The sequence below is a fragment of the Streptomyces sp. NPDC038707 genome, assembly GCF_040636485.1.
Taxonomy (GTDB): domain Bacteria; phylum Actinomycetota; class Actinomycetes; order Streptomycetales; family Streptomycetaceae; genus Streptomyces.
In genome coordinates this window covers 155,299-176,853 of the sequence record NZ_JBEZUP010000013.1, presented here as the reverse complement: position 1 = coordinate 176,853, position 21,555 = coordinate 155,299, and the positions used below count along the sequence as shown (strand labels likewise).

Annotated in this window: 22 protein-coding genes; 9 read left to right on the top strand and 13 right to left on the bottom strand. The window is 73.3% G+C overall.

From position 1 onward, the window contains the following. Positions 1 to 61: 61 nt before the first annotated feature. The 5 genes from AB0E62_RS19975 to AB0E62_RS19955 all read right to left on the bottom strand — a co-directional run bounded on the left by AB0E62_RS19975 (position 62) and on the right by AB0E62_RS19955 (position 7,773). On the bottom strand, positions 62 to 3,355 hold the full coding sequence (locus AB0E62_RS19975; RefSeq protein WP_362195034.1) for an SAV_2336 N-terminal domain-related protein: 3,294 nt from the start codon (positions 3,353 to 3,355) through the stop codon (positions 62 to 64). Positions 3,356 to 3,362: 7 nt separating this feature from the next. Continuing rightward, positions 3,363 to 4,370 (bottom strand): MoxR family ATPase, encoded by a 1,008-nt coding sequence (locus AB0E62_RS19970; RefSeq protein ID WP_362195031.1) that lies wholly within the window; start codon positions 4,368 to 4,370, stop codon positions 3,363 to 3,365. Positions 4,371 to 4,557: 187 nt separating this feature from the next. Then, positions 4,558 to 7,005, bottom strand: coding sequence for a trypsin-like peptidase domain-containing protein (locus AB0E62_RS19965; RefSeq protein WP_362195028.1), 2,448 nt, complete (start codon positions 7,003 to 7,005; stop codon positions 4,558 to 4,560). Continuing rightward, complete coding sequence (locus tag AB0E62_RS19960) at positions 7,002 to 7,412, bottom strand: CU044_2847 family protein (RefSeq protein WP_362195025.1); 411 nt, start codon at positions 7,410 to 7,412, stop codon at positions 7,002 to 7,004. The genes AB0E62_RS19965 and AB0E62_RS19960 overlap by 4 nt, the downstream gene beginning before the upstream one ends. 181 nt (positions 7,413 to 7,593) lie before the next feature. After that, entirely contained in the window at positions 7,594 to 7,773 is a 180-nt protein-coding gene (locus AB0E62_RS19955) for a DUF6104 family protein (RefSeq protein ID WP_003992906.1), read from the bottom strand. A gap of 414 nt (positions 7,774 to 8,187) precedes the next feature. Between AB0E62_RS19955 and AB0E62_RS19950 the strand changes: the two genes are divergently transcribed. Both AB0E62_RS19950 and AB0E62_RS19945 read left to right on the top strand, forming a co-directional pair. Then, positions 8,188 to 9,291 (top strand): hypothetical protein, encoded by a 1,104-nt coding sequence (locus tag AB0E62_RS19950; RefSeq protein WP_362195022.1) that lies wholly within the window; start codon positions 8,188 to 8,190, stop codon positions 9,289 to 9,291. Between the two features lies 1 nt (position 9,292). Then, positions 9,293 to 10,483, top strand: coding sequence for a PadR family transcriptional regulator (locus AB0E62_RS19945; RefSeq protein WP_362195019.1), 1,191 nt, complete (start codon positions 9,293 to 9,295; stop codon positions 10,481 to 10,483). A gap of 218 nt (positions 10,484 to 10,701) precedes the next feature. Here AB0E62_RS19945 and AB0E62_RS19940 read toward each other — a convergent pair whose 3' ends face one another. The 4 genes from AB0E62_RS19940 to AB0E62_RS19925 form a co-directional block, all read right to left on the bottom strand. Next, positions 10,702 to 11,274: a Clp protease N-terminal domain-containing protein gene (locus tag AB0E62_RS19940; protein WP_362195016.1), complete on the bottom strand. Its 573-nt coding sequence runs from the start codon at positions 11,272 to 11,274 to the stop codon at positions 10,702 to 10,704. Then, positions 11,274 to 11,483, bottom strand: coding sequence for a helix-turn-helix domain-containing protein (locus AB0E62_RS19935; RefSeq protein ID WP_362195013.1), 210 nt, complete (start codon positions 11,481 to 11,483; stop codon positions 11,274 to 11,276). The genes AB0E62_RS19940 and AB0E62_RS19935 overlap by 1 nt, the downstream gene beginning before the upstream one ends. A 113-nt stretch (positions 11,484 to 11,596) precedes the next feature. Continuing rightward, positions 11,597 to 12,562: a zinc-binding dehydrogenase gene (locus AB0E62_RS19930; protein ID WP_362195010.1), complete on the bottom strand. Its 966-nt coding sequence runs from the start codon at positions 12,560 to 12,562 to the stop codon at positions 11,597 to 11,599. 294 nt (positions 12,563 to 12,856) lie between these two features. Then, complete coding sequence (locus tag AB0E62_RS19925) at positions 12,857 to 14,080, bottom strand: NADP-dependent malic enzyme (RefSeq protein WP_362195007.1); 1,224 nt, start codon at positions 14,078 to 14,080, stop codon at positions 12,857 to 12,859. A gap of 557 nt (positions 14,081 to 14,637) precedes the next feature. Between AB0E62_RS19925 and AB0E62_RS19920 the strand changes: the two genes are divergently transcribed. The 3 genes from AB0E62_RS19920 to AB0E62_RS19910 are packed head-to-tail and all read left to right on the top strand — an operon-like array spanning position 14,638 to position 17,372. Then, complete coding sequence (locus AB0E62_RS19920; protein WP_362195004.1) at positions 14,638 to 15,597, top strand: ABC transporter substrate-binding protein; 960 nt, start codon at positions 14,638 to 14,640, stop codon at positions 15,595 to 15,597. 39 nt (positions 15,598 to 15,636) lie between these two features. Continuing rightward, complete coding sequence (locus AB0E62_RS19915; RefSeq protein ID WP_362195001.1) at positions 15,637 to 16,569, top strand: amino acid ABC transporter permease; 933 nt, start codon at positions 15,637 to 15,639, stop codon at positions 16,567 to 16,569. A 50-nt stretch (positions 16,570 to 16,619) separates the two neighbouring features. Beyond that, on the top strand, positions 16,620 to 17,372 hold the full coding sequence (locus tag AB0E62_RS19910; protein WP_362195167.1) for an amino acid ABC transporter ATP-binding protein: 753 nt from the start codon (positions 16,620 to 16,622) through the stop codon (positions 17,370 to 17,372). Positions 17,373 to 17,427: 55 nt separating this feature from the next. Here AB0E62_RS19910 and AB0E62_RS19905 read toward each other — a convergent pair whose 3' ends face one another. Beyond that, positions 17,428 to 18,186, bottom strand: coding sequence for a class I SAM-dependent methyltransferase (locus AB0E62_RS19905; protein ID WP_362194998.1), 759 nt, complete (start codon positions 18,184 to 18,186; stop codon positions 17,428 to 17,430). 101 nt (positions 18,187 to 18,287) lie between these two features. Here AB0E62_RS19905 and AB0E62_RS19900 point away from each other — a divergent pair, with 101 nt between their 5' ends. Continuing rightward, positions 18,288 to 18,917: a CGNR zinc finger domain-containing protein gene (locus tag AB0E62_RS19900; RefSeq protein ID WP_362194995.1), complete on the top strand. Its 630-nt coding sequence runs from the start codon at positions 18,288 to 18,290 to the stop codon at positions 18,915 to 18,917. Here the strand turns inward: AB0E62_RS19900 and sodX are convergent. Next, positions 18,821 to 19,255: a nickel-type superoxide dismutase maturation protease gene (sodX, locus tag AB0E62_RS19895; RefSeq protein ID WP_362195164.1), complete on the bottom strand. Its 435-nt coding sequence runs from the start codon at positions 19,253 to 19,255 to the stop codon at positions 18,821 to 18,823. The genes AB0E62_RS19900 and sodX overlap by 97 nt on opposite strands. Positions 19,256 to 19,400: 145 nt before the next feature. On the opposite strand from sodX, the gene sodN reads away from it, so the two are divergent. The 3 genes from sodN to AB0E62_RS19880 all read left to right on the top strand — a co-directional run bounded on the left by sodN (position 19,401) and on the right by AB0E62_RS19880 (position 20,771). Next, on the top strand, positions 19,401 to 19,796 hold the full coding sequence (gene sodN / locus AB0E62_RS19890) for a superoxide dismutase, Ni (RefSeq protein WP_362194992.1): 396 nt from the start codon (positions 19,401 to 19,403) through the stop codon (positions 19,794 to 19,796). 122 nt (positions 19,797 to 19,918) lie between these two features. Continuing rightward, positions 19,919 to 20,320, top strand: a complete 402-nt coding sequence (locus AB0E62_RS19885) for a helix-turn-helix transcriptional regulator (RefSeq protein ID WP_030609853.1) — start codon at positions 19,919 to 19,921, stop codon at positions 20,318 to 20,320. A gap of 34 nt (positions 20,321 to 20,354) precedes the next feature. Next, a complete protein-coding gene (locus AB0E62_RS19880; protein ID WP_362194989.1) occupies positions 20,355 to 20,771 on the top strand; it encodes a VOC family protein in 417 nt (138 codons plus the stop codon). Between the two features lie 30 nt (positions 20,772 to 20,801). On the opposite strand, the gene AB0E62_RS19875 is transcribed toward AB0E62_RS19880, so the two are convergent. Next, positions 20,802 to 21,134, bottom strand: a complete 333-nt coding sequence (locus tag AB0E62_RS19875) for a DUF952 domain-containing protein (protein WP_362194986.1) — start codon at positions 21,132 to 21,134, stop codon at positions 20,802 to 20,804. 41 nt (positions 21,135 to 21,175) lie between these two features. Continuing rightward, on the bottom strand, positions 21,176 to 21,490 hold the full coding sequence (locus AB0E62_RS19870; protein WP_362194983.1) for a hypothetical protein: 315 nt from the start codon (positions 21,488 to 21,490) through the stop codon (positions 21,176 to 21,178). Positions 21,491 to 21,555 lie beyond the last annotated feature (65 nt).

The following is a 21,555-nucleotide window of genomic DNA, read 5'->3' as shown; positions in this document are numbered from 1 at the left end:
CACGGCCGCGGTGGGCTGCCCACTTCTTCCCTACCGGCCCGAACCAGAAACACCGGCCGGTTCAACTCCGGTCATGTCCGCCCGTGTCCAGCCAGTCCTGGGACCACGGCCACCAGGGCGGGGCCGCTTCCCGCCAGGCCCGCTCCGGCAGCGACCGGTCGCGCGCGGGCGGCGGTTCCCGCTCGGCGCGCCGGGTCAGTTCCACATCGGCCCACTCGACCTCGCGCAGCGCCCCGGCGAGCCGCTGCCACTGCTCCCGGGCCGCACGGAACGCCTCGCGGGCCGCGCCGGGGCTGCCCATCAGCGCCAACACCACGCCGCGGCCGTGCAGGGCGCGGGCGGCGGTCACCGAACCGGACTCGCCGCCGTACGCCGCCTCGGCCTCCCGCACGGCGTTGTCGTACGCGTGGACCGCCTCGGCCGGCACGGGCGCGCCCACGCGGTACCAGAACTCCAGCCGCACCCGGGCCAACTGGAGCCAGGCCTCGGCGCGTACGGCCGCGTCGGTCGCCGTGCGCACCGACTGGCCGAGCAGGTGGCGGCTCTCGAACAGGTCGGGCAGGAAGCCGAGATGGCGGAAGCGCTGGGCGAGCGCGCTGCCGACCAGTCCCTGGAGCCGGCCGCGGTGCTCCGACCGGGCGGGCAGCGCGGCCAGCGCCTCGTGCAGCACGTACTCGGCCCGGTCCACCACGGCGCCGCCGTCCTCCGTGGCGGCCCGCCGGAGCAGCGATTCGCCCCAGGCGGTGAGGATTCCGACGCGCGGGAGGCCGTCGGCGGGGGCGCGCAGCACCGCGCCCTCGTAGGCCGCGTCGGCCTGCGCGAACTCCCCGGCCGCGTCGTGGAACCGGGCCATCGCGACCAGGGCGGGCCGCCTCAGGGCAGGGTCGTCCCCGGCGGTCTCCAGTGCCTCGCGCAGCGTCCGCCGGATCTCCGCGTCCTCGCTCCCGGCCCCGCGCAGCGCCCGCACGAGTTCGAGCAACGCGGGTGTCCGTACGGCGGCGGAGACCCCTTCCCGCGCCAGCAGGGCACAGGCCTCCCGCAGTTCGGGCACGGCGGCGGCCGGTTGCCGCAGCTCCAGCAGCACCCGCCCGCGCAGGAGGACCCGGTCCCGCTGGGCCCTCACCTCCCAGGGCACGTCACGCGCCCGCCGCGTGGCGGGGCCGGCGGGGGCCGGGGGTACGGCCCTGTCCCCGCCGCCCTCGACGGTGTCCGCGCCCGGCACGGCCTGCCCCGCCCCCGGCTCGCCCTCGGGGCCGTTCCGCCAGGCGTGGGCGCGGGCGGTGACCCGGGGCCAGGGCGGGGTGCCGGGGTCGAGGGGGCGCAGTGCTTCCGTCAGGTGGTCCGGGTCCTGTGTCAGGTGCCACAGTTCCCGTCGGCCGGCGGCCAGTTCGAGCGCGGCCTCGGCCCGGTCCCGGCTGTCGGCGGAGGCCAGGGCGTACGCGGTGGCGAGTGCGGCCACGGCCTCCCGCAGCAGCCCGGCGCGCCGTCCCTCCGCCCGCGCGCCCGCCGTCCCGGCCTCCGCGCGCAGCACACGGCCGAGGACCAGGCGGGCCCGGGCCGTGCGGCCCGGGTCGCCGGCCGGTGCGGTGCCCGCCGTCGCGGCGCGGACCTGGTCCCGGGCCCGGCGCAGCAGCTCCGGGTCGGCGAGCTGCCGCCACCGCACGAGCAGGTGCTCGGCCTCGGCCAGCGGATCGGGCGTGACCAGGTCGGGCAGGTAGAACCGCAGGACGCGGGCGGGCACGCGGGCGAACAGCTCGGCCTCGACACCGCCGCCGTACGGCGTCCCCTCGTCCTCGGGGAGCGGCCCGGCGGCGGGGGCGCGGTCGGCGAGCCGGGCCGCGGCCAGGGCGGCGAAGTTGCGGGTGCCCTTGCCGAAGTGCCGTTCCACGTAGGCGGAGCAGTGCTTGAGGACGAGTCCGGCGGTGTCCTGGTCGAGGGAGGACAGCAGCAGGTCCTGCATCCGGGGCGGGTAGGCGAAGCACGGCTGGTCGTCCGTACCGGGCAGTTGCCGCAGCAGTCCGCCGAGCAGCACCTCGGCCAGTTCCATGGGCCCGGTGTCCGGCAGCATGGCCCGCTGGACCAGCCGCATCACGGGCAGCGTGAGCGGCGCGGCGGCCAGGTAGACGGCCAGTCGGAGGGCGCCGGGTGAGGCGCTCGCGCGGAAGGCGCGCAGCAGCTCGTCGTCGCTGCGCGGCGGCGGCGCGACGGCGTGCTCCGCGGGTGCCGTGCCGGGGTGGGCGAAGCCGGCCCAGGCGGGTTCGCGGGTGGGTCCGGTGCCGGCGAGCAGCCGGGCGAACGCCTCGAACGCCTCCGGGGTGGGCTGGAGCACGGGTACCGGCCGGGCGCCGGGCGGGATCTCCTCCCACGGCTCGTCCTCGGGCAGGAAGTCGAGGCGTCCGCCGGTCTCCCCGGTGCGCACCAGCAGTCCGGGTTCGGCGGGCAGCGCGGTGCGGCCCCACAGGCGCGGCGGCAGCGGCTGGACCACGGCCAGCGGGGCGGTGCGCGGCCAGCCGTGCAGCAGGCGCTGCGCGGCGCCGCTCTGCCACAGCGGGCCGACGCAGTCGCTGACGACGAAGGTGAGCCGGCGCCCGCTGGGGTCGTGGAGTTCCTCGGCGGGGCGCAGCCGGGTGTGCCGGCCGGGACCGGCGGTCGTACCGACGAGGAGGGTGCCCGAGTCGTCGGCGTACAGCTGGTGGACGTGGACGGAGGCGAACGCGCCGGACTGCTGGCAGGCCTGGCGCAGTTCCTCGACGAGTTCGCCCCAGACGGCCATGGCGGGGCCGGTGTCCATGAGCAGCTGGACCTCGCAGCGCCGGTGGCGGCCGGGCCGGGTGACCGGGAGCAGGATGCCGCTGGCGGCGGCCCGTTCGGCGGTGGCCGTCTCGTCGATCCGCTCGTCCCGGCCGGGCACGGGGGCCGTGCGGTAGCGGCCGAGGGCACGCAGTGCCTTCTGCAGGCCGAGGAGTCCGGGCAGGGCGCCCGCGGCGGGGGCGCGGACCGGGAAGGCCGTGGCGGTGCCGTCGCCGTCGGTCCGGCCGGGCAAGGCGGCGGGGGCCGGGGTGTGCAGGGGTACGGAGGGGGCGGGCAGGCCGGCCGGGGGCGGGGCCGCGGGCGCCTGCCCGGATCGGTCGCGCGCGCCGGGCGGTGCGGCCGGCCGCTCCTCTCCGGGAGCGCCGTCGGGGCCGGGCGCCGTGCCGTCCGCCGCGGGCGTGCCGGTGGGGTCGTGGGACGCGGGGGACGCGGCGGTGCCCAGCCGGCGGGCCAGCCACAGCGCGTCCGCGACGTCCTCGGCGGTCGGCTGGAGCCCGCCCTGGCGCAGCCTGCCGATCAGCTCCTCCAGGCGCATCCCCGGCATCCGCCTCTCACCTCGTACGGTCGAGCGGTTGCATCAGCATCTCGGCGATCCGCTCCCGGCTGAGCCCCTGTGCGTGCGGATCGTGCTGGGTGAGGAACAGCGCGTTGAGGAGCTGGTCCGCGGCGAGCACCTCGCCCGGTTCGCGCTCCAGGAACCTGCGGATGAGGTCCGTGCCGGCCTCGGCGCCGTCCGCGCCGAGGTGTGCCTCGACCATGGCGGTGAGCTGCTCCTCGCCGGGCGGGTCCAGCTCCAGCTGGACACAGCGGCGCAGCAGCGGGGCGGGGAAGTCGCGTTCGCCGTTGGAGGTCAGCACGATGACCGGGAACGCGGTGCACGCGATGCGCCCGCCGTGCACGGCCACCCGGTCGCCGTCGTCGGTGAGCACCTCCACCACGGGTTCCCGGTCGGCCAGCCGTTCCAGCTCGGGGATGGAGAACTCGCCCTCCTCCAGGGTGTTCAGCAGGTCGTTGGGCAGGTCGAGGTCGCTCTTGTCGAGTTCGTCGATGAGCAGCACGCGGGGCTCGTCGGCGGGCAGCAGGGCGGTGCCCAGGGGGCCGAGCCGGATGTAGGAGCCGATGCCGGAGGCCGCGCCGTCGCCGCCGCGGGCGCGTTCCAGCTGGACGTCCTGGAGCCGGGCTATCGCGTCGTACCGGTACAGCCCGTCCTGGAGGGTGGTACGGCTGACGATGGGCCAGCGCAGCACCTTGCCGAGGCCGAGTTCGTGGGCGATGGCGTACGCGAGGGTCGACTTGCCCGTCCCCGGGTTGCCGGTCACCAGCAGCGGCCGGCGCAGATAGAGGGCCGCGTTGACCGCGTCGACCTCGGCCGGCCGGGGCGCGTAGTTCTCGACCAGCCGGCGGCGCACCCCCAGTCTGCGGGCGCTGCTGGGGTCGTCCGGGCCGCTCGCCGTGCCGTCCCGGGAGGCGGCGAAGTCGCGCCAGGGCGGCGGCGCCGGCAACCGCCGCATGCCGTCGTGCGGCTGACCCACTCCGCGGTAGATCCGCCAGTCGTTCACCTTGGGCTCCTCCCGGCTTGGGTGATCATGCAGCGGGCCCGGCCGTTCGCCGTACGAGGCTACCGTTCGTCGGCCGCGCCCGCCGAGGTTCGCGGTGTCCGGCACTCCCGTCTTCCCCTCGTGAACCTCCGTACGGGCGCCCGGACTTGACGGGATGTCCACCGGGAGGGGCGGGGCCGGCTGCGGGTCAGCCGCCGGGTGCGGCCGGCGGCGGGGGCCGCATGCTCTCCGTCCCGTACGGCGGCCGGTCCGGCGGGTCGAACAGTACGGCGAGTTTGCCGCGCAGGCCGTGCGCCCGGGCGGTGTCCGGGTCGGCCAGCCGGATGCGCAGGTCACGGACCGGACCGTGCAGTCCGTCGGCGTGCCCGGCGAGTCCGAGCAGGGCGGCGGCCTGCCGGTGGAAGTCCCCGCACTCGTCGTGGTCGTGCCGGTCGCGGCGCCAGAGCACCACCGGGTGCCCGGAGCGCAGCGCGTCCCGCATCGCCGCGTAGCCCTCGCCGCTGCCGACGGGTCCGCAGTACACCGGCACGAACGTGTCGCCGAGCGCCGTCAGGGCGCCGTAGTAGGGGTACTTGCCCCCGGCCCCGGCGCCCGGCGGATGCCCGTCGGCCACCGCCCGCCCGTGCAGCGTCCCGTGCGCCAGGGGTCCGTCCCTGACGCCCTTCCAGCGTCGCCGCCACTCCGGGGCGGGCGGCAGGCCGTTGCGCCGGACGTCCCGGATGACGACGGTCCGCCGCATCCCGAGCGGCAGGGCGCGCTCGTCGACGAAGTCGTCGTCCTCGTCGTCCTCCCCGGTGGCCGCGGTGCCGTCCGGGCCGGGCAGCAACTGCCAGTCGTCCACCGGGAGGTCGAACAGCTTGCGGGGCAGGAAGACCTCGATCGTGGCGAGGTGCTCCCCGTGGTCCCCCTGGCTCAGCGCCCGGGCCAGCGGCTCGCGCAGCGCCCCGGCCAGTTCCTCGGCGCGCACGCCCCGGTCGTCGCCGTCGACGGGGGTGACGTCCTGGCCGTCGTAGAGCAGTTGCACGCTCCAGGGGTGCCGGCCGTAGGTGGCCGGACCGATCTTCACCAGGACGTCGGTACGGGAGCCGGTGGCGGGCTCCGGGCCCGGAGACGCCACCTGGCCCGGTGCGGGCATCCGGGTCCCGGCGGTGGGGCCGGTGAGCGCCACCGGGGCGGGCCGGCCGAGGTCGCCGGGGACGGAGGGGCCGGCGGGCCGGGAGGTCCCGGCGTACGCGGCCGGTGACGACGGTGTGGTCGCGACGGCCTCGGCGGACGGCGGGGCGGTTCCGTCGGGCGACGGCGTGGTGCCGTTGGAGGACGGGGTGGCGGAGGGCACGCCGGTGAAGGAGTCGGCAGGCAGGCTGCTGCCGGGCGGCTCACCGGCGGGGCCGCCGGACAGGCCGCCCTCGGGAAGCGCGCCCGGGCCGGGAAGCGCGCCCGGCGCGGCGGGCCGTCCGCCGGCTCCCTCCAGCAGCGCGCGGATGGCCTGGCCGACCGCCCAGTGCCGGTGGCCGGCGGCCTGCCCGGCGATCCAGTCCGTGAACGCCCGCAGCCGCTCCGCGTCCACCTCCCCGGCGCGCTCCCGGGCGGCCCTGCGGGCGACTTGGGCGGCGTAGAGCAGTACGGCGTCGAGGTCGACGAGCGTTCCGCCGCCGCCCGGCGCCGGCGTGCGCAGGCCGTACAGCAGCCCGGCGCCCTCACGCCAGGTCCGTACGTTGCGCAGCACGAGCGAGCGCAGGCGTTCGCCGCGTACCTCCGCCTTGACGTCCTCCACGAGGTGCACGACCTCTCCGGCGCCGGCCGGCGGCGGCACGTGGGCGAGGTGGCCGTACAGCCGCGTGCGCAGCTCCGGGGTGATGCCGGAGGCCGACGGCGCCTGGCCGCTCAGGGTGGCCTGGAAGGCGGTCCAGTCGGGCTGCGGTGAGGGGCCGCCGAGGAGGCTCGCGTGGTGCAGGTCGTGGGCGCGCAGCACCTCGCGCACCACCCGGCCGGCCTCCCGCGAGTCCAGCAGTTCGTACAGCGCGGTGACCGGGACGGCGACGCCCTCCTCCCGCCGGCGGCCCTTGATCACGCCGATGACCGAGCCGTGCCGCAGGTCGAGCACCGGCCCGCCGGACAGTCCGCCGATCGGCAGGCTCCCGGCGAGCAGCAGGGCCCGCGCGTCGGATCCGGCGAGCTCGCCGGATCCGTGCCGGATGCCCAGCTCGCCGGTCTGCACCGACCAGCCGTAGAGCCCGAGGGGGGTGCCGGGGCCCGCCTCCCGGTCACCGAGCCACAGGCCGCGCACGTCGTCGGCACCGGTGACCCGGACGAGCGCGAGATCGGGGAACGGCCAGGGGTCGCGCGGCGGTTCCCCGCCCGCGGGCCGGGGCACGACGACGGCGGCCGTCCCGGTGCCGCGGCGCTGCGCCCAGGCGCCGTCGGCGGTGCGCTCCTGCCAGGTCACGCTCAGGGCGCCGTCTCCTCGGCACACCGCGGCACCCCCCTTCCCCACGACATGGGCGCAGGTCAACAGCCAGCCGGGGGCGATGAAGAAGCCCGACCCCCAGTACGCGTCACGGTCCGTTGCATACCCGTCACCCGGTGCGCCGATGCGTGCGAGGGAGGGGCGCACCATCTCGTCGAAGGCGCTCATGCGGCGCCCGGCGCCGGGGAGCGCGGGGGTACGACGGCGGCGCCCGGTGACGCGGGATCCGCGCCGTCCGCCGCCGTGGCCGGCTCGGTCCAGGTCAGGGACACGGTGAGGGAGGACCGGCCGCCGCCCTCCGCGATGGCGCTCACTATCTTGCCGGACTGCGCCGTCAGTTCGATGCCGAAGCTGACGGAGACCTCGACGGGGGCCGGGGTGTCCAGACCGGCGCGCAGGGAGCGCACGACTCCCCCGACCGTGCCGGCCAGTCCCTCCGCCATGTCGATGACCCGGCCGCCGAGCCCGGTGTCCCAGTAGCCGTCCTCGTCCAGTTCCGCCTCACCGGCCGCGCCGATCCTGGCCCAGACGACGGTCCCGTCGTCCAGGCGTATCCGCTCGACTCCTCCAGCCATGACGCCCCCGTTCGCTGATGGACGAGAAGGCTAACTCCGGGGAAGGGAGAGGGGGAGGGGAAGACGAGCGCCGGTGAACGATACGGCCGATGATCGCCCCTGGGGGCGCGGAAGTGGCCGTGCGCGTACGCTTGCGCGCCCGGCCGCCGCGTCCTCCTCCGGCCGCCCTGCCCTTCCGGCCTTACTCGTCGTCCTCGTCGTCGAGCCGGGCGAGCCAGGTGGCCAGCCGTTCCACGGGCACCTCGAAGTCCGGGTTCAGGTCCACGAACGTGCGCAACTGCTCGGCGAGCCACTCGAAGGTGACCTCTTCCTCGCCACGCCGCTTCTCCAGCTCCTCGATACCGCGGTCGGTGAAATACATAGGGGCTACGTCTCCTGCGCACACATCCAGCCGGCAACTCTCCCCACCAGCGTATGCCGCCGCCGGGCCGGCCCCGCCGCGGGCGTCGGCCCGCCTGTGCCTCCGCGCCTCCCCCGCGCCTCCCCCGCGCCTCCCCCGCGCCTCCTCCGCGCCTCCTCCGCGTCTCCATCCGTACCTCCTCCCTCCCTCCTCCGCGCCCCCTCCGTGCCTCCTCCCCGTCGGCTCGCCAGCGCTTCGCCGTCGCTCTCCGCGCCGGCGCAGCCTCCTCCCGTGCGACCGCCCGCGCCGCATGTGCCGGGCGCGGGGTCGCGCACCCACTCGAATGGGTGTCTTGACTTGGACGGGCCGCGATATATCGTGTTTGGCAGAGGACGCGATATGGCGCGTCGCGACCGCGCAGACCGAGGAGGCCCCATGTCCGAGTGGTCCGTCACCGAACCCGGGAAGCTGGCCTTCGACGGCCCCGTGCGCGAACTCCACGTCCGCGTCGTGAACGGCACGGTGAACGTCGTGGGCACGGAGGACGACTCGGCGCGGCTGGAGGTCTCGGCTCTGGAAGGGCCGCCCTTGCTGGTCACCCGCAAAGGCGCCGCACTGACCGTCGGCTATGAGGACCTGCCGTGGAAGGGCTTCCTCAAGTGGCTCGAACGCAAGGGGCGGCACCGCAGCGCGGTGGTCTCCCTGGCGGTCCCGGCCGGCACGCGCGTGGAGGTGGGCGTGGTGGGCGCCGCCGCGGTCGTGTCAGGCATCCGCGGCTCCGCGGGGATCAGAGGGGTGACCGGCGACACCACCCTGGTCGGCGTCTCGGGCCCGGTCCGCGCGGAGACCGTGTCGGGCAGCCTGGAGGCCCAGGCGGTCACCGGGGACCTGCGGTTCCACTCGGTCTCCGGGGACCTCACCGTGGTCGAGGGCTCGGGCCCCTCCGTGCGCGCCGACACCGTCAGCGGCTCGGTGATCGTCGACCTGGACCCGGACGGCCCCACGGACATCGCCGTGACCAGCGTCTCCGGCGAGATCGCCATCCGCCTGCCGCACCCGGCGGACGCCGACGTGGAGGCGAACACCGCGAGCGGCGTGATCTCGAACGCCTTCGAGGGGCTGCGGATGCACGGCCAGTGGGGCGCGCACAAGATCACCGGCCGGCTCGGCGCGGGCACGGGCAGACTGCGCGCCACCACGGTCTCCGGCTCGATAGCCCTGCTGCGCCGCCCTCCCCGGGACGAGGAGGAGAACACCAGCCCCTCGCGACCGCCGGAGTCCGACACCACCACCGTCACGGTCACGGTCGTCGATCCGGACCCGGACACCCGCACGGACACCGGCACGACGGCCCCCGACGCCCCCGCCGCACCGGACACCCGCACCCCACCGGAAGCTCGCACCGCACCTGACGCCCGAACGGCACCCCACCCGGCCGGTTCCTCCGCGGCCGCCCCGGGGGACAATTCCGTCTCCGGCCAGGACGCCGCCGCCACCGGCGCCCCGGCCGACGGCACGACCGACAAGAAGGTGCTCTGACATGCCTCCCGTCTTCGCCCACGGCCGCCTCCGCCTGTATCTGCTCAAGCTGCTCGACGAGGCCCCGCGCCACGGCTACGAGGTGATCAGGCTTCTGGAGGAACGCTTCCAGGGCCTCTACGCCCCCTCGGCGGGCACGGTCTACCCCCGCCTGGCCAAACTGGAGGCGGAGGGCCTGGTCCGGCACACCACCGAGGGCGGCCGCAAGGTGTACGCCATCACGGACACGGGCCGCGCCGAACTGGCCGACCGCAGCGGTGAACTGGCCGACCTGGAGCTGGAGATCCGCGAGTCGGTCGCGGAACTCGCCGCCGAGATGAGGGCCGACGTGCGGGGCGCGGCCGGCGACCTGCGCCGCGAGATGCGCGCCGCCGCGTCCGAGGCCCGCCGCACACGGACGTCCGGGGGCGACTTCCTCCACGGGGAGTACGGCGAGCCGGGCGACAAGGAGGCGTGGAAGTCCGCCAAGGAGGAGCTGCGCCGGGTCAAGCAGGAGTGGAAGGAGCAGACGAGGCGCGCCAAGGACGAGAGCCGCCGGGCCCGCGAGGAGGCCCAGCGCGCCCGCCGCCAGGCACAGGAGGCACAGGAGCAGGTCCAGCGCATCGCCCGGCGCGTCCAGGAACGCTTCCAGAACAACTTCGCACGCGGCGACTGGCCGAGCGGCCTCCGCGAGGGCCTGTCCGAACTGGCGAAGGAATTCGGGGAGTTCGGAAAGGACTTCGGCAAGGACAGGGGCAGGGACCCGGGCCAGGACGACGGCAGGGGTCGAGACGGGGATCCGGAGAAGGGCCCGGGTAAGGACCCGGGCAAGGACCCGGGCCAGGATTTCACCAGGGACTGGGGCATGGACCTGGGCATGGACTGGGTCAAGGACTTCGGCAAGGACTTCGGGAAGGATTGGGGCTTCACCCGCACCCCTGAGGAGCCGGCCCATCCCACCCCGCCGGCGGAGCCGCACTACACGTCACCCCCGGAGGAGTTCCCCGCCGCGTACGAACCGTCCTGGGCTCACGAGGCCCCCACCGGAGACCCGGCCCGCGACCTGGACCGCCTCCTGGACCGCTTCCGCGACGACATCCGCGACGCCGCCCGGGACAACGGCATCACCCCGTCCCAACTCCAGCAGACCCGCCACCACCTCACCAAGGCGGCGGCCCACATCGCCGCGATCCTCCAGGTCCGCAGGCCCTGACCCGACTCCCCGGGGGCGGCGGCAAAGCCCGCAAGGCCACTCCCCGCCCCCGAGCCGGACACCGCCGGCCTTGCAGCCAACCTGGCCGGAGGACTCACCCACCAGCCGAGCGAGCCACGGACGCCCCCACCGAACTCGGCCGACCGAGCCGAGAAGGCCCGCTTTCCAGCCAGCCGAATCGGGCAGGTGGGTGGACGGAGCCGGCCCCAGCCCCCCGGTTACTTCTCAGTCGCCCCAGTCACAGGGGCAGGCGGGCACACCCTCGACACCCCCTCGAACGTCACCCCGAAGTCGGCCAGCACCTCCCCCGCCACCCCCGGCAGAGCCGTGAGTGCCAGCAACAGATGCTCGCCCCCGATGAACCGCTCCTTCCGCCCGAGCGCCACCCGCAACGCCCGCTCCAGCACATCCTTGGCCCCCCGGCCGAACCCGGGGCGGCGTCCACCCCACCGCTCCGGACGCCCCGGGTCCCCGGCCATCGCCCCGACCCCGTGCACCTCCTCCACCCGAGCCACGACCTCCCCCACATCGATCCCCAGCCCCGCGAGCGCGTCCGCCTCGGCCCGGGTCAGCCCCGCCCGCCGCCGTGCCTCCCCCACGGCCTCCCGCACCGCGTCCCGCGACTCCGCGAGTCCCAGGGCGGACAGCGCGAACGAGGCCCGGCTGCCCTCACTGTCGAGCAGCGCCAGCAGCAGATGCTCGGCGTCCACGGTCCGCGCCCCGCCGCTGCGCGCCTGCGCGACCGCTCCCTCGACCACCGCCCGCGCGTCCTTGGTGAACCGCTCGAACATCAACGCCTCCCGTACTTCTTGTGCACGGCCTGCCTGCTGACACCCAGCTCCGCGGCGATCTCCTGCCACGACCAGCCCTGATTGCGCGCGCTGCGCACCTGTACCGCCTCCAGTCGCTCCAGCAGCCGGCGCAGCGCGGCCACGGCGCGCAGCCCGACCCGTGGATCCCGGTCACCGGCACGCTCGGCGAGATCGGTTGCCTCACTCATGCTGTCAATGTAGGTTGACAAGCCCCGCCCGTCAACCAAAGTTGACGGGCGGACCACACGAAAGGCGGGCCCGGCACCCCGGACCCGCCTCCGCTCCGATGCCCGTCCGGGCGTCAGGAGTTGGTCAGCACGATCTTCCCGAACTGCTCCCCGGACGCCAGCCGCTCGAACCCCTCACGTGCCCGGTCCAGCGGAAGCTCCTCGTCGATGACGGGCCGCACCCCGGTCGCGGCGCAGAAGGAGAGCAGGTCCTCCAGCTCGTCCTTGGTGCCCATCGTGGAGCCGACGACCTTGAGCTCCAGGAAGAAGATCCGGGTCAGCTCGGCATGCGAGGGCCGGTCCCCGCTGGTGGCCCCGGAGATGACGAGCGTGCCGCCGGGCCGCAGCGACTTCACCGAGTGGGACCAGGTCGCGGCGCCCACGGTCTCGATGACGGCGTCCACCCGCTGGGGCAGCCGGGCCCCCGGCTCCACCGCCTCCACGGCACCGAGCTCCACGGCCCGCTTCCGCTTCGCCTCGTCCCGGCTGGTCGCGAAGACCCGCAGCCCGGCCGCCTTGCCGAGCACGATCGCGGCCGTGGCGACACCACCGCCCGCTCCCTGCACGAGGACCGAGTCCCCGGGCCGTACCCCGGCGTTGGTGAACAGCATCCGGTACGCCGTCAGCCAGGCCGTCGGCAGGCAGGCGGCCTCGGCGAAGGACAGCTCCCTCGGCTTGGGCAGCACGTTCCAGGTCGGTACGGCGACCTGTTCGGCGAACGTGCCCTGGTAACGCTCGGTGAGGATGGAGCGCGGCTCGTCGGGGCCGACGCCGTGGCCGCTCTGGCCGATGACGGAGTGCAGGACGACCTCGTTGCCGTCCGCGTCGACACCGGCGGCATCGCAGCCGAGGATCATCGGCAGCCGGCCCTCCGGGAGGCCGACGCCCCGCAGGGACCAGAGGTCATGGTGGTTGAGGGAGGCGGCGCGCACGGTGACGGTGCTCCAGCCGGGACGGGCCTCGGGAGCCGGACGCTCCCCCAACTCGAGGCCGCTGAGCGGCTGGTCGCGGTCGATTCGGGCGGCGTAGACAGCGAACATGCAGCCGACGATAGGGGCGCGACGCACCGGGCGGAACCAGGCCCCCCTGTGACACATGCCCTCTTGCGCAACGGCACCCATGCGGCGCAGGACCCCGCCCTCGCCTCACCGCCGGCACCTTCGCACCGCCGCTCCCACCACCGAACGAGGCCCCCCAAGCCCGTAAGCGACCAAGCCTGCAAGCCCCCGGACAACGCTCCAGTCCCCGACCCGTGAAGAAGAACGGCCCCACCCATCAGGGCGGGGCCGCTCAGCTCGACGTCAGGCCGGCGTCAGGCCGGCATCACCGCGATGTCACCGACGGGCGACGCCCTCCGCGCGTGCGGCGGCCGCGACCGCCGCGGTGACGGCGGGAGCGACCCGCTCGTCGAACGGCGACGGGATCACGTAGTCGGCGGCGAGGTCGTCGCCGACCACCGAGGCCAGCGCCTCGGCCGCGGCGATCTTCATTCCCTCCGTGATCCGCGTGGCCCGCACCTGGAGCGCGCCGGCGAAGATGCCGGGGAAGGCCAGCACGTTGTTGATCTGGTTGGGGAAGTCCGAGCGCCCGGTGGCGACGACGGCCGCGTACTTGTGCGCGACGTCGGGGTGCACCTCGGGGTTCGGGTTGGCCATCGCGAAGACGAAGGCGCCCTCGGCCATGGAGGCCACGGCCTCCTCCGGAACCGTACCGCCGGAGACGCCGATGAAGACGTCCGCACCCGCCAGGGCGTGCTCCAGCGAGCCGGTGAGCCCGGCCTTGTTGGTGAATCCGGCCAGCTCGCGCTTGACCGGCGTCAGGTCCTCCCGGTCGGCCGACACCACGCCCTTGCGGTCCGTCACCGCCACGTCCCCGATGCCGGCCTCGACCAGCATCTTCGCGATGGCGACACCGGCCGCGCCGGCGCCCGAGATGACGGCCCGCAGCTGCCCGATCTCGCGTCCGCTCAGCCGCGCCGCGTTGCGCAGCGCCGCGAGCGTCACGACGGCCGTGCCGTGCTGGTCGTCGTGGAAGACCGGGATGTCCAGGCGCTCCTGGAGCCGGCGCTCGATCTCGAAGCACCGGGGGGCCGAGATGTCCTCCAGGTTCACTCCGCCGAACGAGGGAGCGAGCCGGACGACGGTCTCCACGATGTCGTCGACGTCGGTGCAGTCGAGGGCGATCGGGACCGCGTCCACGCCGCCGAACTGCTTGAACAGGATGGCCTTGCCCTCCATCACGGGGAGGGAAGCCTGGGGACCGATGTCCCCGAGCCCGAGCACGGCCGTGCCGTCGGTGACGACGGCGACCACATTGGATTTCCACGTGTAGTCGTTGACCAGCTCGGGCTGTTCCGCGATCGCGGTGCACACGCGCGCGACGCCGGGCGTGTACGCGAGGGAAAGGTCGTCCTTGTCGCGAACCGGCACGGTGGCCTGCACGGCCATCTTGCCGCCGCGGTGCAGCGCGAACGCGGGATCGAAGGAATCGAGGGGCTCAACCCCGCCGTCCTGGTCCGTTGTGTCGTCGCTGCGAGGATTGACGATCTCCGCTGCCACTTTGTCTTACCCCTTAGGTATGCATGGTTTGAGGGTCGACCACTCCTGGTGAGGGGTGGGCGGGCACCGCGTACGGCCCGATTGCTGATACGTACGAGGCCATACGCGACGGGCGCGCCGCACACGCGCCCTGAGCCCCGGATGAGGGGTGTAAAGAACCTTCTTACCGGACGGACGGCGCCCGCGACGAGTCCAATAGGTCCAAGGTCACATCCCGGAACGGGCGGACGACGCGGAGATGACGCGCGGACGGCGGACCAAAATGGCCTGAAATCCCGCAGGCCGGCACGAGAGCCGAGCGACCACATGGTGAGACGCGCTGAAGATTCTCCGGCCGGAGGGTCGCATTACCGCAGATGATCCTGCGGCTATGGACCAGGCTTGTCCCGGCCTGATGCGGTTCGGGGGTCACCCGTTATCCGATTTTGACATAGCGACTCCCCTGAATGGCGTAGTCCGAATGGCAAGATGCCGTAAACCCACGAGGTCGCGACACCCGAAGGTGTGTGTTTCCGTCGACCCATCGGCAACTCTTCCCATCCGCCGGAGGAACCACGATGACCGCAAGCTCCACCCGTCGTACCACCGCCGCGCGCTCCCGTCTTGCCGCGGTCGGTGCGATCGCGGTCGCAGGCGCCCTGCTGCTCACCGGCTGCGGTGACCAGACCAAGGACAAGAACAAGGACTCCGGCAGCGCGTCCGCCAACAGTGCCCCGCTCGCCGACAAGCTCCCGCAGGACATCCGGGGCAAGGGCAAGATCCGGGTCGGGTCGGACATCGCGTACGCCCCGGTGGAGTACAAGGACTCCGCCGGCAAGGTGGTCGGCCTGGACCCGGATCTGGCGGAGGCCCTGGGCAAGCAGCTCGGGGTGACGTTCGAGTTCCAGAACGGCACCTTCGACGCCCTGCTCACCGGTCTGCGCTCGGACCGGTACGACATCGCGATGTCGGCGATGACGGACAACAAGAACCGTCAGGAGGGCGTCGACCCCGACACCGGCAAGCACGTCGGCGAGGGCGTCGACTTCGTCGACTACCTGACCGCCGGTGTCTCCATATACACGCGCAAGGGAGACACCGAGGGCATAAAGACCTGGGACGACCTGTGCGGCAAGAAGGTCGCCGTACAGCGCGGCACCACCTCGGACGACCTGGCCAAGCAGCAGGCCAAGAAGTGTCCGAAGGGCAAGAAGCTCTCCATCGAGGCGTTCGACGACAACCAGCAGGCGCAGACCCGGCTGCGCTCGGGCGGCGTGGACGCCGTGTCCGCCGACTTCCCCGTGGCCGCGTACGCCGTGAAGACCTCCGGCGGCGGCAAGGACTTCGAGCTGGTCGGCGACCAGGTCGAGGCGGCCCCGTACGGCATCGCGGTGGCCAAGAACGAGACCCAGCTGCGGGACGCCCTCAAGGCGGCGATGGACGCGCTCATCAGGAACGGCGAGTACCAGAAGATCCTCGAGAAGTGGGGCGCCCAGGACGGCGCCGTCAAGCAGGCCGTCATCAACGGCGGCAAGTGACCCGCGACCGACAGCAGCGGCCACCGAGAGGCACTACCCGTGACTGACATCGACAAGACGGCGGGTCCGAAGGACACGCCCCCGGCCGGCGCCGAGGCCATCAAGGCCATCCCGGTGAGGCACTACGGACGGTACGTCACCGCCGTCATCGCGATCGCGGTCCTCGTCGCGATCATCAACGCGTTCGCCCAGGGCAAGATCAACTGGCACGCGATACCCGACTACTTCTTCGACGACCGGATCATGACCGGTGTCGGCAAGACCCTCCTGCTGACGGTCCTGTCGATGGCGATCGGCATCGTCGGCGGCATCCTCCTGGCGGTGATGCGGCTGTCGAAGAACCCGGTGACCTCGTCCATCGCCTGGTTCTACATCTGGTTCTTCCGCGGCACCCCGGTCCTGGTCCAGCTGTTCCTCTGGTTCAACCTGGGCCTGGTCTTCGAGTACATCAACCTGATGCCGATCTACAAGGACTACTGGTCGAGCTTCATGACGCCGCTGCTGACGGCGCTGCTCGGCCTGGGTCTGAACGAGGCGGCGTACATGGCCGAGATCTGCCGGGCCGGCCTGCTCGCGGTCGACGAGGGCCAGACCGAGGCGGCCCACGCGCTCGGCATGAGCCACGGCAAGACGCTGCGCCGGGTGGTCGTCCCCCAGGCGATGCGGGTGATCGTGCCGCCCACGGGCAACGAAGTGATCAACATGCTGAAGACGACCTCGCTCGTGGCGCAGGTCCAGTTCGCGGAACTCTTCCGCTACGCCCAGGACATCGGCCAGAACTCCGGCGCCCCGGTGGAGATGTACTTCCTCGCCGCGGCCTGGTACCTGATCATGACCTCGGTGCTGAGCGTGGGCCAGTACTACCTGGAGCGCTACTACGCCCGCGGCTCCAGCCGCACCCTCCCCCCGACCCCGTGGCAGAAGGTGAAGACGCATCTGACGACCTTCTCCAGCAGGAAGGTCACGGCATGACCGACAAGCTGAGCAAGACGCAGGACACGCGGCCGCGGGACGCGGTCCCGATGGTCAAGGCCGAGGGCGTGCACAAGTCCTTCGGCCAGGTCGAGGTGCTCAAGGGCATCGACCTGGAGGTGAGGCCCGGCGAGGTGTTCTGCCTCATCGGCCCCTCCGGCTCCGGCAAGTCGACGTTCCTGCGGTGCATCAACCACCTGGAGAAGATCAACGCCGGGCGGCTGTACGTCGACGGCGAGCTGGTCGGCTACCGCCAGCAGGGCGACAAGCTGTACGAGCTGCGGGACCGCGAGGTCGCCATGAAGCGCCGCGACATCGGCATGGTCTTCCAGCGCTTCAACCTGTTCCCGCACATGACGGCCGTGGAGAACGTCATGGAGGCGCCGGTCCAGGTGAAGGGCGTGAGCCGCGCCGAGGCCAGGGAACGCGCCCTGCAGCTGCTGGAGCGGGTGGGCCTGGCCGACCGGGCCGGGCACTACCCCTCGCAGCTCTCCGGCGGCCAGCAGCAGCGGGTGGCGATCGCCCGGGCGCTGGCGATGGAGCCGAAGCTGATGCTGTTCGACGAGCCGACCTCGGCCCTGGACCCCGAGCTGGTCGGTGACGTCCTCGACGTCATGCGGGACCTCGCCGAGTCGGGCATGACCATGGTCGTCGTCACCCACGAGATGGGCTTCGCCCGCGAGGTCGGCGACAGCCTGGTCTTCATGGACGGCGGTGTGGTGGTCGAATCCGGCCACCCCAGGGAGGTGCTGACCAACCCGCGGCACGAGCGGACGCAGTCGTTCCTGTCCAAGGTCCTCTGACCTGCGCGTGAGGGGCGGTACGGGCCACCCGTACCGCCCCTTCCGGCTGCCCGGCCTACTTCAGCGCGAGCAGCAGCGTGTCCGACGGCGAGCACCACACGGGCCGGGCCTCGGCGAACCCCTTCTCGCGCAGCACCCGCGCGTGCCACCGCGCCGACGGCATGTCCCCGTCCGCGTGCTCGCCGTAGATCGCGAAGCGGCGGGCGGTCGGCTCGGCGAGGACCGGGTCCTCCGCCGCCAGCTGCCACCAGTCCGCCCAGTCCAGGGCACCGTCCCGCTTGGCCTGTTCCATGCGGGCGTGCCGCCGGGCGCGCTCGGCGGCGTTGATCCGGGGCGTGGTCTCGTCGATCATGTGGTCCGCGTTCATGAAGACACCGCCGTCGCGGACCAGCTCCGCGACCTGACCGTAGAGGGCGGCGAGGGGTTCGGCGTGCAGCCAGTGCAGGGCCGTGGCGGTCAGAACGGCGTCGTACGAGTCGTACGGCAGCTTCGCCGGCCAGTCGGGGTCCTTGAGGTCGGCGGTGACGAGCCGGACGCGGTCGTCGCCGTCGAAGGTGCCGTGCGCGATGGCGAGCAGCGCCGGGTCCAGGTCGACGCCGGTGCTGGTGGCCCCGGGGAAGCGGCGGAGCAGCCGGGCGGTGATGCTGCCGGTGCCGCAGGCCAGGTCGAGCACGCGCGGTGCCGTGCCGACGAGCGCCTCGACCATGTCGAGCATGATGCCGAAGCGTTCCTCGCGGTCCGGCATGTACCACTCCTGCTGCCGGTCCCAGCTCTCCTGCCAGGCCGCCCAGTCGGTTCCGGTACTCGTCGCCATGAAACCCCCGACTCCCCTCGTCTCGCGTAATACCCTGGAAGCACGACCGGCTCTTACCCGACCGCAGACACGACCCTATGACGCCCGCGTAAGGACTACAAGTGGAACTGGCCTATTACTCGGATTACGCCGTTCGTCTCGTCAACAGCGAGGAGCCGGCCCGGGGCAAGGACACCCTGACCACGGTCGAGGCCGTCCGCGACCTCTTCGGCGTCAACGCGTCGGCCGCCCGCCGCGCCACGGACGCCGATGTGACCCGCTTCCGCTCGGTCCGGGCGCGGCTGCGCGCGGTGTTCGAGGCCGCCGACCAGGGCGACGAGACCCTGGCCGTGGACCTGCTGAACTCACTGCTGCTGGAGTTCCCGGTCAGCCCGCAGATCTCCGGGCACGACCACCGCGACGACGACGGCCGGCCGCTGTGGCACATGCACCTGGCCGACCACCCCTCCAACGCGACCGCCGGCTACGCGGCCATAGCGGCGATGGGCCTGGCCTTCCACCTCACCGAGTACGGCGTCGACCGCCTCGGCCTGTGCCAGGCGGCCCCGTGCCGCAACGCCTACCTGGACACGTCCACCAACCGCTCCCGCCGCTACTGCTCGGACCGCTGCGCCACCCGCGCCAACGTGGCCGCCTACCGGGCGCGCAAACGTCTGGAGGCCGACCGGTCCGGCAGCAGCGGCCGGGCCGCCGAGAGCGCCCAGCGCAGCAGCGTGAGCGGCGAACGCTGACCGGTTCCGGCCGGCCGGAACCGGAACAGCGCCTTGCCCAGGATCAGCTCCTCGGGCACCACCCCGTAGTCCGTGCTGTCCCCGCCCGCGTACGGGTTGTCCCCGAGCACCCACCAGCCGCCGTCGCGCCGCTCCACGGCCCGCTTGACCACCAGCAGGTCCTGCTGGAAGGGATGGCGCAGGACCACCACGTCGCCGGGGCGCACCACGCCCCCGTACCGCACCAGCAGCCGGTCCCCGTGGTGCAGCGTCGGCACCATCGACGGGCCGGTCACCTCCGCCAGCCCGAAGGGCGCCACTCCTCTCTCCCGCTCGGTCTCCTGCGACAGTTCCGGCATCCCCGGCACCTCCCCGGTCCGTTCCTCCACCAGTCTCAGTCTCACCCTGGACTTTTGTCCTAAGCCCTAGGGGGCAGCCGAGAAATCGCGTTCCTCAGGGAGTAATGTCGCACCTGAGAAGACGATCACGAGGAAGGAATGCTCCATGCTTTCCCGCCTGTTTGCCCCCAAGGTCAAGGTCAGCGCCCACTGCGACCTGCCCTGCGGCGTGTACGACCCGGCCCAGGCCCGCATCGAGGCGGAGTCGGTGAAGGCCGTCCAGGAGAAGATGGCCGGCAACGACGACCCCCACTTCCAGGCTCGCGCCACCGTCATCAAGGAGCAGCGCGCGGAGCTGGCGAAGCACCACGTCTCCGTCCTGTGGAGCGACTACTTCAAGGCCCCGCACTTCGAGAAGTACCCGGAGCTGCACCAGCTGGTCAACGACGCCCTGAAGGCCCTCTCGGCCGCCAAGGCGTCCACCGACCCGGCGACGGGCCAGAAGGCTCTGGACTACATCGAGCAGATCGCCAAGATCTTCTGGGAGACCAAGCAGGCCTGACCGCCTGATCGCCCGCTTTCCGGCCGCACCCGGTCCGCAGGCCCGCCCACCAAGGCGCGCCCGCGGACCGGGTGCGGTCTTTTCCGGCGGGGACGCGGACCGCGCTGTGGGAGGCTGGGCCGGTGACCGCACTGGAGGATCTGAGACGCTTGCGGCGCGTGCGCGACCGTATGGACCGGGAGTACGCCGAACCGCTCGACATGACGGAGCTGGCCCGGGACGCCCTGATGTCCCCGGGCCACTTCCAGCGCAGCTTCCGCAAGGCGTTCGGCGAGACCCCGTACGGCTATCTCATGACCCGCCGGATCGAGCGGGCCAAGACGCTGCTGCGCCGGGGCGACCTCACGGTGACCGAGGTGTGCCTCGCCGTCGGCTGCACCTCCCTCGGCTCGTTCAGTTCCCGCTTCACCGAGCTGGTCGGCGAGACGCCGAGCGCCTACCGCGCCCGTGACCACGAGGAGAGCGCCGCGATCCCGCCGTGCGTGGCCCGCCGGCTGACCCGGCCCCGCCGCCGCCCGTACTGAGGCGCTCGGCCCGGTGCGGATCTAGGGTGAGCCCATGGACGTGAAACTCGCGCAGTGTTTCCTCGCGGTGGACGACCATGACAAGGCCATCGCCTTCTACCGCGATGTGCTGGGCATGGAGGTCCGCAACGACGTGGGCTTCGAAGGGATGCGCTGGGTGACCGTGGGCTCCCCGCTCCAGCCGGACGTGGAGATCGTGCTGGAGCCGCCGGACGCGAGCCCGGACGCCTCGCCGGCCGACAAGCAGGCCCTCAACGAACTCCTCGCGAAGGGCCTGCTGCGCGGGGTCATCTTCACCACGCCCGACTGCGACGCGCTGTACGAGCGGGTGCGGGAGTCCGGCGCCGATGTGCTCCAGGAGCCGATGGACCAGCCGTACGGGGTCCGGGACTGCGCTTTCCGGGACCCGGCGGGCAACCAGCTCCGTTTCATCGAACGCCCGACGGCCTGACGGACCGCCGTCCGGTGGGCGCGGCCCGGTTCAGCCCCAGGGCTCCACGTCCACCACGGCCTCGGCCGGCAGGGGCCCGTACAGGTGCGGGAACTCCTCCCCGCCCGGCTCGGCGGACTCGTACCTCACCGGCGCCCCGGTCCGGGCCGGGTCCACGACCAGGACGACCAGTTCGTCCGGGCCGTCGTAGCCGCCGTAGAGGAACTCGGCGATGCGCGGAAGCTGCTCCCGGCTGGAGAAGTGGATGAAGCCCTCCTCCTGGAGGGTGCGGCCCCGGGTGGACAGCTCGTAGGCACCGCGCTCACGCGCCGCCTCCCACAGGGAGCGTTCGGTGAGGTGCAGGATGTACGGCAGTTTCGGCATCCGCCCACGCTACGGCGTCCAGGGGCCGCCAACCGACCCGATTACGGCGTTCCCGGCCCCTCCGGCGCCCGGCCGCCGTCGTTCCGCACACCGGCGGACCGGCCCGGAGCGCGGGAGCGAGAAGGACCGGGGGCGGGTTCGGACGCGGGCTCGGTGGACCGGCCCGGCGCAGGAGAACGGCGGGTGCCGGGGGTGGCCGGCCGGTCGCCCTCCGGGCCGCCATAGGCCGCGCAGTCGGGGTTGCGGCACGGGCCGCGGCCCCAGACCGGCACCCAGGCGCCCAGTGTCTTGTGCCGCTTGACGACCGCTTCCACGCGCTGTCCGCAGACCGGACAGACGGGTTCCTCGCTGCCCATGCCCTCAGGGTAGGCGGCCTCCTCGCATCCCGCCGCCCAGGCCGGGGCGGGAAGCGGAGGCCCCG

Excerpts from the sequence above, each read along its gene's own strand:
- AB0E62_RS19930 (WP_362195010.1), bottom strand. The coding sequence starts at position 12,562 with ATGTTCGCTGTCTACGCCGCCCGAATCGACCGCGACCAGCCGCTCAGC.
- sodN (WP_362194992.1), top strand. The coding sequence starts at position 19,401 with ATGCTTTCCCGCCTGTTTGCCCCCAAGGTCAAGGTCAGCGCCCACTGC.
- AB0E62_RS19955 (WP_003992906.1), bottom strand. The coding sequence starts at position 7,773 with ATGTATTTCACCGACCGCGGTATCGAGGAGCTGGAGAAGCGGCGTGGC.
- AB0E62_RS19950 (WP_362195022.1), top strand. The coding sequence starts at position 8,188 with ATGTCCGAGTGGTCCGTCACCGAACCCGGGAAGCTGGCCTTCGACGGC.
- AB0E62_RS19875 (WP_362194986.1), bottom strand. The coding sequence starts at position 21,134 with ATGCCGAAACTGCCGTACATCCTGCACCTCACCGAACGCTCCCTGTGG.
- AB0E62_RS19940 (WP_362195016.1), bottom strand. The coding sequence starts at position 11,274 with ATGTTCGAGCGGTTCACCAAGGACGCGCGGGCGGTGGTCGAGGGAGCG.
- AB0E62_RS19960 (WP_362195025.1), bottom strand. The coding sequence starts at position 7,412 with ATGGCTGGAGGAGTCGAGCGGATACGCCTGGACGACGGGACCGTCGTC.
- AB0E62_RS19910 (WP_362195167.1), top strand. The coding sequence starts at position 16,620 with ATGGTCAAGGCCGAGGGCGTGCACAAGTCCTTCGGCCAGGTCGAGGTG.
- AB0E62_RS19965 (WP_362195028.1), bottom strand. The coding sequence starts at position 7,005 with ATGAGCGCCTTCGACGAGATGGTGCGCCCCTCCCTCGCACGCATCGGC.
- AB0E62_RS19880 (WP_362194989.1), top strand. The coding sequence starts at position 20,355 with ATGGACGTGAAACTCGCGCAGTGTTTCCTCGCGGTGGACGACCATGAC.
- AB0E62_RS19945 (WP_362195019.1), top strand. The coding sequence starts at position 9,293 with ATGCCTCCCGTCTTCGCCCACGGCCGCCTCCGCCTGTATCTGCTCAAG.
- AB0E62_RS19935 (WP_362195013.1), bottom strand. The coding sequence starts at position 11,483 with ATGAGTGAGGCAACCGATCTCGCCGAGCGTGCCGGTGACCGGGATCCA.
- AB0E62_RS19905 (WP_362194998.1), bottom strand. The coding sequence starts at position 18,186 with ATGGCGACGAGTACCGGAACCGACTGGGCGGCCTGGCAGGAGAGCTGG.
- AB0E62_RS19920 (WP_362195004.1), top strand. The coding sequence starts at position 14,638 with ATGACCGCAAGCTCCACCCGTCGTACCACCGCCGCGCGCTCCCGTCTT.
- sodX (WP_362195164.1), bottom strand. The coding sequence starts at position 19,255 with ATGCCGGAACTGTCGCAGGAGACCGAGCGGGAGAGAGGAGTGGCGCCC.
- AB0E62_RS19975 (WP_362195034.1), bottom strand. The coding sequence starts at position 3,355 with ATGCCGGGGATGCGCCTGGAGGAGCTGATCGGCAGGCTGCGCCAGGGC.
- AB0E62_RS19870 (WP_362194983.1), bottom strand. The coding sequence starts at position 21,490 with ATGGGCAGCGAGGAACCCGTCTGTCCGGTCTGCGGACAGCGCGTGGAA.